The following is a 14,831-nucleotide window of genomic DNA, read 5'->3' as shown; positions in this document are numbered from 1 at the left end:
TCCGTGAAGGGTTTACTCGACGGCAATGATTTACAGCAGTGACGACATCTCTTGTAGGATCTGTTCGCACCACTGCTCCAGCCGCTCATCGCTGAGATCGTATTGGTTCACTTCGTCCAGCGCCAGCCCGACGAAATGTTTGCCGTCAGCGGCCAGCGGTTTTGGACTGATGAAATCGTAACCGTCTGTCGGCCAGTAGCCAATGAAGGTGACACCCAGCGGCAGCAGTTGTTCATGCAACATGCCCAGCGCATCAAGGAACCATTCGCTATACCCAAGCTGGTCGCCCATACCATAGAGCGCGACCACTTTCCCTTTGAGATTGAGCGTCGCTAATTGACCCCAGATGTTCTCCCAGTCTTCCTGAATCTCGCCGAAATCCCAGGTCGGGATGCCGAGAATCAGCGTACTGTAGTCTTCCATACGTTGAGGTTCGACATCCTTAACGTTGTGCAGATCCACCAGTTCTTCGCCCAGAATATCGCGAATTTTTTCCGCCGCCATTTCGGTGTAGCAGGTGCTTGAGCCGTAAAACAGACCAATTTTCATATGTCGTAAGCGAGTTTTTGTGACTAATGGTGGCGAGGATACCACAAGTCACCTGTCGTGCAGAGGGCGAGACCGGTGCGGATACGTAAGCGATGTTGTCAGCATGGAATCTTACTGACGGCGGTGTGATTGTTATGGGCCAGTGTCAAATTTCATATATAACCAAATTGAATACCTAATGTGTTATGCATTCTTCCTGCCTATATAAAGTCCCGCTAGGATACAATCGTATAGCCATAAGTAGCTGATCTGACGATCTCGGAGGGTTTCCTAAACCGAGTGAGATCATCGGAAAAAACAGCAAGATGTATAAGGATTCGTTTCGTTATGATCGTTCTTTCGAACGTAGGTAAGACTTTCGACAGTACACACGGGCGTATTGTCGCCGTGGATGATGTGAACCTCACCGTCGATCAGGGGCAGATTTACGGGATTATTGGCTACAGCGGGGCGGGGAAAAGTACGCTGATTCGCTTGCTGAATGGGTTAGAAACGCCAACCAGCGGTAGCATCGTGGTTAACGGATTTGATATCGCTGGTGCCAGCGGTGAAGCGTTGCGCCGTGCGCGGTTGAAAATTAGCATGATCTTCCAGCATTTCAATCTGCTGTGGTCGCGTACGGTCAGTCAGAATATCGCCTTTGCTCTACAAATTGCGGGCGCGCCAAAAGCTGAAATCACACGGCGCGTGGCTGACTTGATCGTGCTGGTGGGGCTGGAAGGACGGGAACACGCTTATCCTTCGCAACTCAGCGGTGGTCAGAAGCAACGGGTTGGTATTGCCCGTGCGCTGGCGAACAATCCTAGCGTATTACTGTGTGATGAAGCGACCTCAGCGCTGGATCCGCAAACGACGGACGCGATCCTCGAATTACTGTTGGATATCAATCGCAAGCTGAACCTTACCATTGTGCTCATTACGCACGAAATGCATGTAGTGCGTAAAATCTGTCATCGGGTGGCTGTGATGGAAAATGGTCGGATTGTGGAGGAAGGGTCGGTACTGGATGTGTTTGTTCGCCCACAGCAGGCGATTACTCGCCAGTTTGTGAAGCAGGTAGGGCAGTATCAGGAAACAACAGAAAGCTTTAATCCACAGTTAACGGAACATCTGCCAGGAGCCGTGCTTAAACTGACGTTCATCGGTCAGCAAACCCAACAGGCGGTTATTTCTGAGGTGATTCAAACCTATAACCTGACGATCAATATATTGCATGGCCAAATCAGCCACACGCTGAACGGAACGTTTGGCGAATTGTATATCCATGTTGAGGGCAATGAACAGGAAACGGCACGCGTGCTGGCTTTCCTGCAAGAGCGTGCCATCGTCGTTGAGGTGATTAAACATGCTTGAGTCTTTATTCCCTCACCTGAAAATTGAACAACTGCTGGATGCTACGTGGGAAACGCTATACATGACCGGCGTTGCTGGCATCGCGACGCTGATTTTGGGGATCATTCTGGGCGTAATGCTTTTTCTGACATCCAAAGGGCAGTTGCTTCAGAATCGGCCGGTTTATCTGCTGATTTCCGCGTTGGTGAATATCTTCCGTTCTATCCCGTTCATTATTTTGATTGTGTTGCTGATTCCGTTTACCAAAACGCTGGTCGGCACCATTTTGGGGGCGAATGCTGCGCTGCCTGCCTTGATCGTCGGTGCTGCACCGTTTTACGCGCGTCTGGTCGAAATTGGCCTGCGTGAAGTGGATAAAGGCGTGATTGAAGCGGCGCGCTCAATGGGGGCAAAAACCCACACGCTAATCTTTCGTGTTTTATTACCGGAATCCTCCCCAGCATTGGTTTCTGGTATTACCGTCACGCTTATTGCACTGGTCAGCTATACCGCGATGGCCGGTGTGATCGGTGCTGGCGGGTTGGGGAATTTGGCCTATCTGGAAGGCTTTCAACGAAACCACGGCGACGTGACGCTGGTTGCGACACTGACGATCCTTGTGATTGTGTTTGTCATCCAGTTCATCGGCGACCTCATTACTACCACACTCGATAAACGTTAATAACAGGAAGAATGATGATGAAAAAGCAGCTTATGATGGTGGCTTTCGCCTCGCTAACCGTGCTGGCGTCGTTCGGTGCCGCTGCGGATACCAAACTGGTGGTTGGGGCATCCAATGTACCTCACGCCGAGATTCTGGAAGCGGCGAAGCCGATTCTGAAAAAAGAAGGGATCGATTTGGAAATCAAACGATTCCAAGACTATATCCTGCCGAATACGGCGCTTGCCAGCAAGGATATCGATGCTAACTACTTCCAGCACATCCCGTATCTGGAATCGGTACTGAAAGATCATGCTAAAGATAAGAGCTATGATTTTGTCAGCGCGGGGGCAATTCACATTGAGCCAATCGGCATCTACTCCAAAAAGTATAAGAGCCTGAAAGATCTGCCTGAAGGGGGTCGCATTATCATGCGTGATGCGGTGGCAGAAGAAGGGCGTATTCTTTCCATTTTTGAACGCGAAGGGGTGATTAAGCTAAAACCTGGCGTCAGCAAGGTTAATGCGCGTATCTCTGATGTTGTAGAAAACCCGAAAAAATTGAAATTCCTGGCTAACGTTGAAGGGGCGCTGCTGCCACAGATGTACAATAACGACGAAGGCGATGCGGTGGTGATTAATGCCAACTACGCCATCGACGCGGGTCTGAACCCGACCCAAGATCCTATCGCGGTCGAAAGCGGTGAAAATAACCCGTATGCCAATATCATCACTGTGCGTAAAGGCGATGAAAACAAGCCTGATATTGTGGCTCTGGTGAAGGTACTGCACTCTAAACCGATTCAGGATTTCATCCGTGAGAAATACAAAGGCGCGGTCATTCCTGTCGATAAGTAAGATATGCCGTGATGTGAGATAAAAAAGAACCGCCGGAAATGTTGGCGGTTCTTTTTTTGTGCGGTGACTTAACCCAGAGATTGGTGACGCGTTTCTCTGGTCGCCAGCAGCGCAATCAGCGTCAGCGACGCCATGGCTGCCAGATAAATGCCGACATAGAACAGGCCGTAGTTGGCCGTCAGCCACGCAGCAATATAGGGTGCGACCGATGCGCCCAGAATCGACGACACGTTATAAGAGAATGACGCCCCCGTGTAGCGCACTTCGGTCGGGAACAACTCCGGCAACAGGGCGCCCATCGGGCCGAACGTCAGCCCCATGATGCTCAGGCCTAGCACCAGAAAGCCCATCACCAGTGCCTGATTGCCTGAACCGAGCATAAAAGGAAACAGCATGGCGAAAACGATCATCAGACAGGTGATGGTAATCATGGTCTTACGGCGACCAAAGGCATCTGCCAGATAGCCCGCTACCGGCACCATCAGTCCAAAGCCGATCACCGCGATCATTAGCATCAACAGGAAACTGTTGCGTGAGAAGCCAAGCCCTTTAGGCGCAGGCGTTGTGCCGTACGTCATGGAGTACACGGTCATAATGTAGAACAGCGTATAGGTTGCCAGCATGATGAAGGTGCCGAGAATGGTGACTTTCATATGCTTTCTGAGCAGCGTGCCCAGCGGCATACGCACCTGCTTACCGGCTTTGACCGCTTTGGTAAACACCGGCGCTTCATGCAGAGAGATACGGACATACAGGCCAACCAGCACCAGCGCGGCAGAGGCGACGAACGGTACGCGCCAGCCCCAGCTCATGAACTGTTCTTCCGTCAGCAGCCATGACAACAGCAGGAAGGTGCCATTCGCGAAGAAGAAGCCAATCGGTGCGCCAAGCTGAGGGAACGACCCATAGAGCGCGCGTTTATGGGACGGGGCATTTTCGGTCGCGAGCAGCGCCGCGCCGCCCCATTCACCGCCCAGACCCAGACCTTGACCAAAGCGTGCCAGTGCCAGCAGGATTGGGGCAAGGATCCCAATGGTTTCGTAGGTCGGTAACAGCCCGATGAGTACGGTTGAAACCCCCATGGTCAGCAGAGAGGCGACCAGCGTGACTTTACGCCCGACGCGGTCGCCGAAGTGACCGAAGACTGCCGAGCCAATCGGACGAGCGACAAAGGCAATCGCAAAGGTGGCCAGCGACTGTAGCGTGGCGGCGGTGGGATCGCCCTGCGGGAAGAAAATGTGCGGGAAAACCAGCACGGCAGCAGTGGCATAGATGTAGAAATCGAAAAATTCGATCGCGGTGCCAATCAGTGACGCAACAATGACTTTATTGCGTGAGTTTACGGGTGGTGCTTCCGCTTCAGCATCGAGAGTGGGAGTAACGGTGGCTTGCATAATGTTTCTTTATTTTAACAACACGAACGGCCATTCTACCCACAGAAAAATCGGCTTTTCAACGTTGATTCAGTAGGGGCAATACCAGAGGATACGCGGCTTCAAGGAGCCTGTTCCGATATATGAGCGATACGTAAAATATAATGTGCTGTGGTCTGATTTTTACCGGAGAATGTTATGGCTATGTTGATGTTCACGGAATATGTGAGATCGCGCACAATTCTGCGTCGCTCTGGATGGAGGTGTAAAGTCGGCGCTTCATCGGCATACTATTGCAATCAGTAAAGAGGACACGGTGATGCAAGAACAGGATCAGGCACTCATTGAACAGTTTCTCGATGCGCTCTGGCTGGAAAGAAATCTGGCTGAGAATACGCTGGCGTCTTACCGGTTGGATCTGCGAACGCTGGCGGAGTGGCTTGCACATCATGACAACGATTTGCTACAGGCGCAGGCGCTCGATCTTCAGGCATTTCTCGCCGATAGGGTCGATGGCGGCTACAAGGCGACCAGTTCGGCGCGTTTGCTGAGTGCGATGCGTCGCTTCTTTCAGTATCTGTATCGGGAAAAATGCCGCAACGACGATCCCAGTGCGGTGCTGTCGTCTCCGAAACTGCCGCAGCGTCTACCCAAAGATTTGAGTGAGATGCAGGTTGATGCGCTGCTTAATGCCCCAAGCATAGAACAACCGCTGGAATTACGCGATAAGGCTATGCTTGAGGTATTGTATGCGACGGGGCTGCGTGTTTCCGAACTGGTCGGGTTGACGATGAGTGATGTCAGCCTACGGCAGGGCGTGGTACGCGTGTTGGGGAAAGGTAATAAAGAACGGCTGGTGCCGCTGGGGGAAGAAGCGGTGTACTGGATCGAGTATTATCTGGAACATGGTCGCCCGTGGTTATTGAACGGGCAGACGCTGGATGTGCTGTTTCCCAGTAGTCGCGCCCGGCAAATGACGCGCCAGACGTTCTGGCATCGTATCAAGTATTATGCGGTACTGGCGTCCATCGATAGCGAAAAGCTCTCGCCGCACGTCTTGCGCCATGCGTTTGCTACCCATTTATTGAACCACGGCGCGGATTTACGGGTCGTACAGATGCTGTTGGGGCACAGCGATCTTTCCACGACGCAGATTTACACCCATGTGGCGACGGAGCGGCTGAAACAGCTTCATCAGCAGCACCATCCGCGCGCCTAGGAATGACGTAACTAGCAGAGTAACAGGATGTTATCTGGCGACGGGCCTTCCCGTTCACTATCATGGCGCATTGCCACATGCTATGTAGCTATAGACAATGTTGCGAAAACACAGGATTGATGAAATGAAAAAAGGGTTATTACTGCTTTCTTTGCTGGTGGCGACGGCGACCCATTTTGCCCATGCCGATGATACCGCGATCAAGCAGACGCTGACGCGTCTGGATATGCAGGGGGCGGAAATCCTGCCTTCGCCGATGGCGGGCATGAAAACCGTCATTACCGATAGCGGCGTGCTGTATATCAGCGAAGACGGCAAGCATTTGCTGCAAGGCCCGCTGTATGACGTGAGCGGCACCATGCCGGTTAACACCACCAATAAAATCCTGATCGGTAAGCTGGATGCGCTACAGGATCAGATGATTGTGTATAAAGCCGCGCAGGAAAAACACGTTATCACCGTTTTCACCGACATCACCTGCGGCTATTGCCACAAGCTGCATGAGCAGATGAAGGATTACAACGCGCTGGGCATTACCGTGCGCTATCTGGCTTTCCCACGTCAGGGGATGAAATCAACAGCCGCGAAAGATATGCAGTCCATCTGGTGCGTGGCCGATCGCAATACCGCGTTTGATCACGCCATGAAGGGCGACGCGATCTCGCCTGCAACGTGTAAAACCGATATCGCCGCGCATTACCAACTGGGCATCCAGTTTGGCGTGCAGGGCACTCCTGCCATCGTGCTGCAAGACGGCTTGGTCGTACCGGGATATCAAGGGCCGAAAGAAATGCTGGCGATGCTGGAAGCACATAAAGCCTCGAATAAAACCGGCGGTTGATGCTACGTGGATATGATTACCCAACTCCGTCGGCGTTCGCTGGCGGAGGATAGTGATTTACCTGACACCATTCCCCCCTTGCTGCGTCGTCTTTATGCGCAGCGCGGCGTGAAAGCGGCTCAGGAGCTGGAACGTCGCCTGAGTGGTTTACTCGATTACCGTTTGCTCAGCGGCATTGATAACGCGGTCGATCTTTTGCAACGAACGCTGGCAGAAAAACGCTGCATCGTGGTTGTGGGCGATTTTGACGCCGATGGTGCGACCAGCACGGCGCTCACCGTGCTGGCGCTGTGCAGCATGGGCGGCGTGAACGTAAAATATCTGGTGCCAAACCGGTTTGAGGACGGTTACGGACTCAGCCCGGAGGTGGTGGCGCAGGCCGCCGCGCTGGGTGCCGAAGTGATTGTGACCGTCGATAACGGCATCTCTTCTCACGCGGGGGTCGAGGATGCGCATCGGCGTGGTATCACGGTGCTGGTGACCGATCACCACCTGCCGGGGGACATCCTGCCTGACGCCGATGCGATGATTAACCCTAACTTGCCGGACTGCCCGTTTCCTTCCAAAGCGTTGGCGGGCGTGGGCGTCGCGTTTTATCTGATGATGGCACTGTTTGTACGCCTGCGTGATAGTGATTGGTTTGTGCAGCAAGAACTGGCGAAACCGAATCCTACGGAATGGTTAGATCTGGTGGCGCTGGGCACGGTGGCTGACGTAGTGCCGCTGGATGCCAACAACCGGATTCTGGTGGCGCAAGGGCTGAACCGTATTCGTGCAGGCGAGTGCCGTCCGGGTATTCGCGCGCTGCTGGAAGTGGCCAACCGCGATGCCAGCCAACTGGTGGCCAGCGATTTAGGCTTTGCGTTAGGCCCACGGCTGAACGCCGCCGGACGACTGGATGACATGACGGTCGGCGTAGAACTCTTGCTCAGTGATGACATCACGCATGCCCGTATGTTAGCCAGCGATTTGGATGCGCTGAACCAGGATCGTCGGGAGATCGAACAGGGAATGCAGGTGGAAGCGCTGCGCCTGTGTGAATCGCTGGAGCGTACCCGCACGGAATTGCCCTATGGTCTGGCGATGTACCATCCAGAATGGCATCAGGGGGTGGTCGGCATTCTGGCTTCACGCATTAAAGAGCGTTTTCACCGCCCGGTGATTGCCTTTGCGCCCGCGGGCGACGGCATGTTGAAAGGATCGGGGCGTTCCATCTCTGGCCTGCATCTGCGTGATGCGCTGGAGCGGCTGGATACGCGGTATCCGGGGATGATGCAGAAATTTGGCGGGCACGCGATGGCGGCAGGGTTATCGCTGCATGAAGACCAGTTTGAGGATTTCCGCCAGCGCTTTGGCGAACTGGTGGGCGAATGGCTCGATCCGTCTCAGCTTGAAGGCGTTGTCTGGTCTGATGGTGAACTACTATTGCCGGAACTGGATCTGCTCTCAACGGCGGAAATGCTGCGCTATGCGGGGCCGTGGGGTCAGTCATTCCCCGAACCAACGTTCGATGGCCGCTTCCGTATTCTGCAACCCCGTCTGCTTAAAGAACGCCATTTGAAAGCCATGTTTGAACCGATCGGGGCAACCGGTCAGGTGCCGCTGTTAGATGGCATCGCATTTAATGTCGATACCACTATCTGGCCGGATCCGAGTATCAAAGAAGTGGAAATGGTGTATCGGCTGGATATTAACGAGTTTCGCGGTAAACGCTCGGTGCAATTGATGATCCAACATCTGTGGCCGCGCGCGTGAACCACATACGGCGGGCAGAAAGTCTATAAAATGCGCCGTTTATCCGCTAGAATGGCGGGTTACACCATTCCGTTGTCAACGACTTAACGTAAGAATATAAAAAATCATGTTTGAAATTAATCCGGTAAAAAACCGCATTCAGGATCTGTCTGAACGTAGTGCCGTTCTTAGGGGGTATCTTTGACTATGATGCCAAGAAAGAGCGCCTCGAAGAAGTAAACGCCGAACTGGAACAGCCTGATGTCTGGAATGAGCCTGAACGCGCTCAGGCATTGGGAAAAGAGCGCTCCTCGCTGGAAGCCATCGTAGACACCATCGATCAACTGACTCAGGGGCTGGAAGATGTCAATGGCCTGCTTGAGCTTGCGGTGGAAGAAGACGACGAAGATACCTTTAATGAAACCTCGGTAGAGCTTGACGCGCTGGAAAATAAACTCGGTCAGCTCGAATTCCGTCGCATGTTCTCCGGTCAGTACGACAGTGCGGATTGCTATCTGGATATTCAGGCCGGTTCTGGCGGTACGGAAGCGCAGGACTGGGCCAGCATGCTGGTGCGTATGTACCTGCGTTGGGCGGAAGCCAAAGGGTTTAAAACCGAAATTATTGAAGAGTCAGACGGTGACGTGGCAGGGACGAAATCCGCCACCATCAAGATCATCGGCGACTATGCGTTTGGCTGGCTGCGTACCGAAACCGGCGTACATCGTCTGGTACGTAAGAGCCCGTTCGATTCCGGGGGCCGCCGTCACACCTCGTTCAGCTCCGCGTTTGTCTACCCGGAAGTCGAGGACGATATCGATATCGAGATCAACCCAGCCGACCTGCGTATTGACGTATACCGCGCCTCCGGTGCAGGTGGTCAGCACGTTAACCGGACAGAATCTGCGGTGCGTATTACTCACATTCCGACCAACATTGTCACGCAGTGTCAGAATGACCGTTCCCAGCATAAAAACAAAGATCAGGCGATGAAACAGCTTAAAGCCAAGCTGTACGAGTTTGAGATGCAAAAGAAAAATGCTGAGAAACAGGCGATGGAAGACAACAAATCAGATATCGGCTGGGGCAGCCAGATTCGTTCCTATGTACTGGATGATTCGCGCATCAAAGACTTACGTACCGGAGTGGAAACACGTAACACTCAGGCCGTACTGGATGGCGATCTGGACAAATTTATTGAAGCAAGTTTAAAAGCGGGGTTATAAGAATTCACATGGCTGAATCACAATCACAGGGTGCCGATCAGGCGCAGGATCTGAATAACGAATTAAAAACGCGTCGTGAAAAGCTGGTGGCGCTGCGTGAAACCGGGATCGCCTTCCCGAATGATTTCCGCCGTGACAACACCTCCGATCGTCTGCACGCTGAGTTCGATGCCAAAGAGAACGACGAGCTGGAAGAACTGGGCATCGAAGTGACTGTTGCGGGCCGTATGATGACCCGCCGCATCATGGGTAAAGCCTCTTTCGTGACCTTGCAGGACGTCGGTGGCCGTATCCAACTGTATGTTTCCCGCGACGATCTGGCGGAAGGCATCTATAACGAGCAGTTCAAAAAGTGGGATCTGGGCGATATTCTGGGCGCACGCGGTAAGCTGTTCAAAACCAAGACGGGCGAGCTGTCTATTCACTGTACCGAACTGCGCCTGCTGACCAAAGCACTGCGTCCGTTGCCGGATAAATTCCACGGTCTGGCCGATCAGGAAACGCGTTACCGTCAGCGCTATCTGGACTTGATCGCTAACGACGAATCCCGCAACACCTTCCGCATCCGTTCCAAAGTGATGGCGGCGATCCGTAGCTTCATGGTCGATCACGGCTTTATGGAAGTCGAAACGCCGATGATGCAAGTGATCCCCGGCGGCGCGTCTGCCCGTCCGTTCATCACGCACCACAACGCGCTGGACATCGACATGTACCTGCGTATTGCGCCGGAACTGTACCTGAAGCGTCTGGTTGTCGGTGGCTTTGAACGCGTGTTCGAAATCAACCGTAACTTCCGTAACGAAGGCGTTTCCCCACGTCACAACCCTGAATTCACCATGATGGAACTTTATATGGCATATGCCGATTATAAAGACCTGATTGTGTTGACGGAGAACTTGTTCCGTACGCTGACGCAGGACGTACTTGGCTCGACAACCGTGGAATACGGCGATCAGACCTTCGACTTCGGTAAGCCGTTTGAGAAGCTGACGATGCGCGAAGCGATCTGCAAATACCGTCCTGAAACCAACGTTGCCGATCTGGACGATCTGGAGAAAGCGACCGCGATCGCCCAGTCTCTGGGGATCAAGATCGAGAAAAGCTGGGGTCTGGGCCGCATCGTGACCGAGATCTTCGAAGAGACGGCAGAAAGCAGCCTGATCCAGCCGACGTTCATTACTGAATATCCGGCTGAAGTGTCGCCGCTGGCGCGCCGTAACGATCAAAACCCGGAAATCACCGATCGCTTTGAGTTCTTCATCGGCGGTCGTGAAATCGGTAACGGCTTCTCCGAGCTGAATGATGCTGAAGATCAGGCTGAGCGTTTTGCACAGCAGGTGAATGCTAAAGATGCAGGCGATGACGAAGCGATGTTCTACGACGAAGACTATGTCACGGCGCTGGAGCACGGTTTGCCGCCAACCGCAGGTCTGGGTATCGGTATCGACCGTATGGTGATGTTGTTCACGAACAGCCACACCATCCGCGACGTGATCCTGTTCCCGGCGATGCGTCCACAGAAGTAAGTTCGTTTTAGCTGAACCTTCTAAACCGGTGCGATTGCACCGGTTTTTTATGGGGGCTATCCGGTATATCATCATCGCGATTTTCCCCGCGTATTCTATGATTGTCGTCTGATGACGGAAGATGCTATTTTCAGACATTCATTCACTGCCGGAACATCCATCATGATGACGTACCGCGATGCCTGGTTTGAACTGGCGCTGTTAACCAACGGCCGCCGTTTTCCACGGCATACGCATGATGAGTTTGTCATCAGTGCCAATCTCAGCGGGGTGGAAACGGTCTGGCTGGATGGAGAGACCTTTGTTGCCACCAACGACAGAGTGACGACCTACAATCCCGGTCAGCTACAAGGTAGCGACAACACGTTTGACCGCTGGCAGTGCGCCTCGCTATACGTTCACCCACAGGCGTTCGAGCACTATTTTCACCAAACGTTCCAGTTTTCCCGGGGCTGGAACCCGTCGCCGCCGTTGGCATCCGAGTTAAAACAGTTGGTCATCTCTGAGGTGGACGGCCACACACGTCAGGAGCGTCTTATCCTGCTGTTGGCTGCATTGATGGAAAACCCGCATCGTGTGCCGCCTCAAGGCCACATCAAAGAAGCCGCACGGATCACTCGCATTAAAGAGGGCTTGCTGAACGATCTTAGCGATGTTCCCACGCTCGACCAACTCGCGCAGCAGGAAAACCTGTCAGTTGCCCATCTGGTGCGCTCTTTTAATCAGGCCGTTGGTCTGCCGCCGCTGGCGTGGCTAATGCAGCGACGCATGTGTAAAGCACGGGAACTGCTGCGGCAGGGCGCCGCGATCAGTCAGGTCGCAGGGGAGGTTGGGTTTGCCGATCAGGCGCATTTCACCAAAGCCTTTAGCCGCTATAACGCCCTGACGCCGGGACAATTCCGCCGTATCAATTTTTGACAATACAGCGTTTCTTTTGGGCTTTACACTTGTCTTATTGTTTAACACTCAAAGGGAATACCATGCTGTTAGTTGTGTTCACGGGAATACTACTCTCCCTGTCATTGTGTCTCGATCTGGGGATGGTCAACACCGCGATTATTAACCGCGGATTGCGACACGGGGCGCGTTCTGCGTTTTATATCGGACTGGGTTCCTGCTTCGGCGATCTGTTTTATGCCACGCTATCGGTGCTGGGGCTGGCGGTGATCTTTAACCTGACACCTGTGCGCTGGGCGCTATGGATTGGCGGCGGGCTGATTCTGGTTTGGATGACAATCAGCATGGCGCGTGCGGCATGGCGTGACTATCAGGTGAAACGCTTCGCCGATCTTTCCGAGTCAGCGAGCGTTGCGAGTTCTGCCACTCAGCCAGCGCGTTATACCGAGTTCTTCAGCGGCGTCGGCATGGCGTTGGCATCGCCGACGGCACTACTGTGGTTTGCGGCGATTGGCGGCACGATTATCGCACAGTCTACCGATGGCTCAGCCTTCATGATTAGCCTGTTTTTGCTGGGGTTTTTCGTCGGTGGCGTACTGTGGACATTCTTCCTCGCGGCGTTGGTAAAATACGGCCAGCGCCTGCTGAAAGAACGCATCTCATTCTATTGCAGCCTGATTTCCGCGCTGCTGTTTGCCTACTTTGCCTGGCATGTGATTTCCAACGGCTATGAGACGCTGTTCCTGCCGCTCTCCACGGCCGCATGACTGCTCAAAACCACAGCACTTTGCCGGGTTTTTTACTTGCTCGGCAACGGCATAGCGCTATAATGCCACTCGTCTCCCCGTGCGAGTGTAGTTCAATGGTAGAACGGCAGCTTCCCAAGCTGCATACGAGGGTTCGATTCCCTTCACTCGCTCCAATATCTCTTCTTTCAACGTCTATCCAAGTCCAATAAATCCAGTCACCACAAGGCTTTCCACGATTTCTGAGTCGTTCAGGGAAAACCCTCGTCTATCTAAATCTACCGGTCAATGTGTATAGTAATGTGTATAGGACAGGATGAAATCTGAAATCCTATACACATTCGCTCTCAACACAGGTAGGAAACTATACACATGCCGCTGACAGACCTTGAGATCCGCCGTGCCAAGCCAGAAGACAAGTCCTACACCAAAAACGATGGTCATGGTCTTTCACTACTGATTGAACCTAACGGGTCGAAGGGATGGCGTTATCGTTACCGTTTCGATGGCAAAGCAAAACTGTTGTCACTTGGGACTTACCCCACCATTTCTTTAGCTGAAGCCAGACAGAAACGCGACGAAGCCAAAAAACTGGTTGCCGCTGGCATCAATCCCAGCGAAGTGCGTAAAGAGGTAAAACTGGCTAAGGAGGGACGCCTTGGCAACACCTTTGAGGTGATCACCAGAGAATGGTATCAAAAACGGGTAGATCGCTGGTCTGAGTCTTATGGCGCAGAAATGATGAAAACCTTTGAGGCTGATGTTTTCCCGTTCATTGGACACCGACCGATTGCAGATATTCAGGCAATGGAATTAATGTCAGTGCTGGAAAAACTGGATGAGCGTGGTGCTACCGAGAAGCTTCGTAAAGTGCGGCAGCGCTGTGGGGAGGTATGGAAATATGCCATCGTGACGGGAAGAACGAAAGATAACCCTGCCATGAATCTCGACAGTGCTTTTGCCCCGCATAAAAAAGAGCACTATGCATTTCTGACCGTCGATGAATTACCGGAGTTTTTCCGCACCCTCAATACCTATAGTGGCAGTATCCTCGTAAAACTGGCGATGCGTTTGCAGGCACACACCGGATTACGTCCGGGTGAATTAAGGCAAGGGCGGTGGTCAGAAATTGATTTTGATAAGCGCTTATGGGAGATCCCCTCAGAGAGGATGAAAAAACGTCGGCCTCACTGTGTCCCATTATCTGAGCAGGTTTTATCGATTTTTGAACAGTTAAAACAAATCACCGGGAATTATCCGTTTATTTTCCCCGGCAGAGTCCAGAATAGTAAACCGATGAGTGATATGGCGATGAATGTGTTGATCCGCAGACTTGGTTACGGTGGTCGAGTTACAGGGCATGGATTCCGTCATACCATGAGCACTATCTTGTATGAACAAGGCTATCCTTCTGAATGGATTGAAACCCAGCTTGCGCATGTTGATAAGAATGCTATTCGTGGCACCTACAACCATGCGCAATATCTCGATGGCAGACGGGAAATGTTGCAATGGTATTCAGACTATATGGATAGTCTTGAAAACGGTGGTGGCGTAGTGCATGGAACGTTTAAACGGAGAGGTGGGGAATAATAAATAAAATAGGGGTTACTTTGGTTGGTCATAACCGTTTATTCATGTTCATATTAGTTTACACTGGTTCATCAATTTGGTGTTATTCTTTATTTATATGAGTAGATCGAGAGATATTAATTCATATTTCTTTTTCGATATTGATAACGGAATTATTCTGAAAGTGTAAAGTTTATCTGTAATAATTGAATTATTCTTTACGAAATATTTTACACATTATAAGTAAAGCCTTTATTTAAAGGGCTTGTAGCGGTTTTTTTAGGTATCAGGTGTGCAT

The 14,831-nt window shown here is 52.3% G+C and carries 13 protein-coding genes and 1 tRNA gene; 12 read left to right on the top strand and 2 right to left on the bottom strand.

Annotation, left to right across the window (positions count from 1 at the left end; genetic code table 11):
• Nucleotides 1-30 precede the first annotated feature (30 nt).
• Nucleotides 31-549: a flavodoxin FldB gene (gene fldB, locus OI69_RS02540; RefSeq protein ID WP_039345735.1), complete on the bottom strand. Its 519-nt coding sequence runs from the start codon at nucleotides 547-549 to the stop codon at nucleotides 31-33.
• A 327-nt stretch (nucleotides 550-876) separates the two neighbouring features.
• Here fldB and OI69_RS02535 point away from each other — a divergent pair, with 327 nt between their 5' ends.
• The 3 genes from OI69_RS02535 to OI69_RS02525 are packed head-to-tail and all read left to right on the top strand — an operon-like array spanning nucleotide 877 to nucleotide 3,399.
• Complete coding sequence (locus OI69_RS02535; protein WP_039345732.1) at nucleotides 877-1,902, top strand: methionine ABC transporter ATP-binding protein; 1,026 nt, start codon at nucleotides 877-879, stop codon at nucleotides 1,900-1,902.
• Entirely contained in the window at nucleotides 1,895-2,563 is a 669-nt protein-coding gene (locus OI69_RS02530; protein WP_039345728.1) for a methionine ABC transporter permease, read from the top strand. The genes OI69_RS02535 and OI69_RS02530 overlap by 8 nt, the downstream gene beginning before the upstream one ends.
• Before the next feature lie 17 nt (nucleotides 2,564-2,580).
• A complete protein-coding gene (locus OI69_RS02525) occupies nucleotides 2,581-3,399 on the top strand; it encodes a MetQ/NlpA family ABC transporter substrate-binding protein (RefSeq protein ID WP_039345835.1) in 819 nt (272 codons plus the stop codon).
• A 68-nt stretch (nucleotides 3,400-3,467) separates the two neighbouring features.
• On the opposite strand, the gene OI69_RS02520 is transcribed toward OI69_RS02525, so the two are convergent.
• Nucleotides 3,468-4,793, bottom strand: coding sequence for an MFS transporter (locus OI69_RS02520; protein ID WP_039345723.1), 1,326 nt, complete (start codon nucleotides 4,791-4,793; stop codon nucleotides 3,468-3,470).
• A gap of 298 nt (nucleotides 4,794-5,091) precedes the next feature.
• On the opposite strand from OI69_RS02520, the gene xerD reads away from it, so the two are divergent.
• From xerD to OI69_RS02475, 9 genes are all read left to right on the top strand, one after another.
• On the top strand, nucleotides 5,092-5,991 hold the full coding sequence (gene xerD / locus OI69_RS02515; RefSeq protein WP_039345720.1) for a site-specific tyrosine recombinase XerD: 900 nt from the start codon (nucleotides 5,092-5,094) through the stop codon (nucleotides 5,989-5,991).
• A 124-nt stretch (nucleotides 5,992-6,115) separates the two neighbouring features.
• Nucleotides 6,116-6,832, top strand: a complete 717-nt coding sequence (dsbC, locus tag OI69_RS02510; protein WP_039345717.1) for a bifunctional protein-disulfide isomerase/oxidoreductase DsbC — start codon at nucleotides 6,116-6,118, stop codon at nucleotides 6,830-6,832.
• Between the two features lie 6 nt (nucleotides 6,833-6,838).
• Complete coding sequence (gene recJ / locus OI69_RS02505) at nucleotides 6,839-8,587, top strand: single-stranded-DNA-specific exonuclease RecJ (RefSeq protein WP_200886894.1); 1,749 nt, start codon at nucleotides 6,839-6,841, stop codon at nucleotides 8,585-8,587.
• A gap of 106 nt (nucleotides 8,588-8,693) precedes the next feature.
• Nucleotides 8,694-9,792, top strand: a protein-coding gene (gene prfB / locus OI69_RS02500) for a peptide chain release factor 2 (RefSeq protein WP_154715510.1) whose coding sequence is annotated in 2 segments (ribosomal slippage) — nucleotides 8,694-8,768 and nucleotides 8,770-9,792 — 1,098 coding nt in all. Because the reading frame shifts where the segments join, the coding sequence is not laid out codon by codon here.
• A gap of 8 nt (nucleotides 9,793-9,800) precedes the next feature.
• Complete coding sequence (lysS, locus tag OI69_RS02495) at nucleotides 9,801-11,318, top strand: lysine--tRNA ligase (protein ID WP_039345711.1); 1,518 nt, start codon at nucleotides 9,801-9,803, stop codon at nucleotides 11,316-11,318.
• Nucleotides 11,319-11,480: 162 nt separating this feature from the next.
• Nucleotides 11,481-12,236: a helix-turn-helix transcriptional regulator gene (locus tag OI69_RS02490; RefSeq protein WP_039345708.1), complete on the top strand. Its 756-nt coding sequence runs from the start codon at nucleotides 11,481-11,483 to the stop codon at nucleotides 12,234-12,236.
• Between the two features lie 62 nt (nucleotides 12,237-12,298).
• Nucleotides 12,299-12,982, top strand: a complete 684-nt coding sequence (locus tag OI69_RS02485) for a LysE family translocator (RefSeq protein WP_039345705.1) — start codon at nucleotides 12,299-12,301, stop codon at nucleotides 12,980-12,982.
• A gap of 81 nt (nucleotides 12,983-13,063) precedes the next feature.
• Nucleotides 13,064-13,137, top strand: a tRNA-Gly gene (locus tag OI69_RS02480).
• A 196-nt stretch (nucleotides 13,138-13,333) separates the two neighbouring features.
• Nucleotides 13,334-14,554 (top strand): tyrosine-type recombinase/integrase, encoded by a 1,221-nt coding sequence (locus OI69_RS02475; RefSeq protein WP_039345702.1) that lies wholly within the window; start codon nucleotides 13,334-13,336, stop codon nucleotides 14,552-14,554.
• Nucleotides 14,555-14,831: the final 277 nt, after the last annotated feature.

This window comes from Pectobacterium fontis (assembly GCF_000803215.1).
GTDB classification, from domain to species: Bacteria; Pseudomonadota; Gammaproteobacteria; order Enterobacterales; family Enterobacteriaceae; genus Pectobacterium; species Pectobacterium fontis.
This window is presented reverse-complemented; position numbering and strand designations above follow the sequence as displayed.

Bases quoted from the DNA above. Each gene is read 5' to 3' on its own strand.
- fldB (WP_039345735.1), bottom strand. From the start codon at position 549: ATGAAAATTGGTCTGTTTTACGGCTCAAGCACCTGCTACACCGAAATG.
- OI69_RS02535 (WP_039345732.1), top strand. From the start codon at position 877: ATGATCGTTCTTTCGAACGTAGGTAAGACTTTCGACAGTACACACGGG.
- OI69_RS02530 (WP_039345728.1), top strand. From the start codon at position 1,895: ATGCTTGAGTCTTTATTCCCTCACCTGAAAATTGAACAACTGCTGGAT.
- OI69_RS02525 (WP_039345835.1), top strand. From the start codon at position 2,581: ATGAAAAAGCAGCTTATGATGGTGGCTTTCGCCTCGCTAACCGTGCTG.
- OI69_RS02520 (WP_039345723.1), bottom strand. From the start codon at position 4,793: ATGCAAGCCACCGTTACTCCCACTCTCGATGCTGAAGCGGAAGCACCA.
- xerD (WP_039345720.1), top strand. From the start codon at position 5,092: ATGCAAGAACAGGATCAGGCACTCATTGAACAGTTTCTCGATGCGCTC.
- dsbC (WP_039345717.1), top strand. From the start codon at position 6,116: ATGAAAAAAGGGTTATTACTGCTTTCTTTGCTGGTGGCGACGGCGACC.
- lysS (WP_039345711.1), top strand. From the start codon at position 9,801: ATGGCTGAATCACAATCACAGGGTGCCGATCAGGCGCAGGATCTGAAT.
- OI69_RS02490 (WP_039345708.1), top strand. From the start codon at position 11,481: ATGATGACGTACCGCGATGCCTGGTTTGAACTGGCGCTGTTAACCAAC.
- OI69_RS02485 (WP_039345705.1), top strand. From the start codon at position 12,299: ATGCTGTTAGTTGTGTTCACGGGAATACTACTCTCCCTGTCATTGTGT.
- OI69_RS02475 (WP_039345702.1), top strand. From the start codon at position 13,334: ATGCCGCTGACAGACCTTGAGATCCGCCGTGCCAAGCCAGAAGACAAG.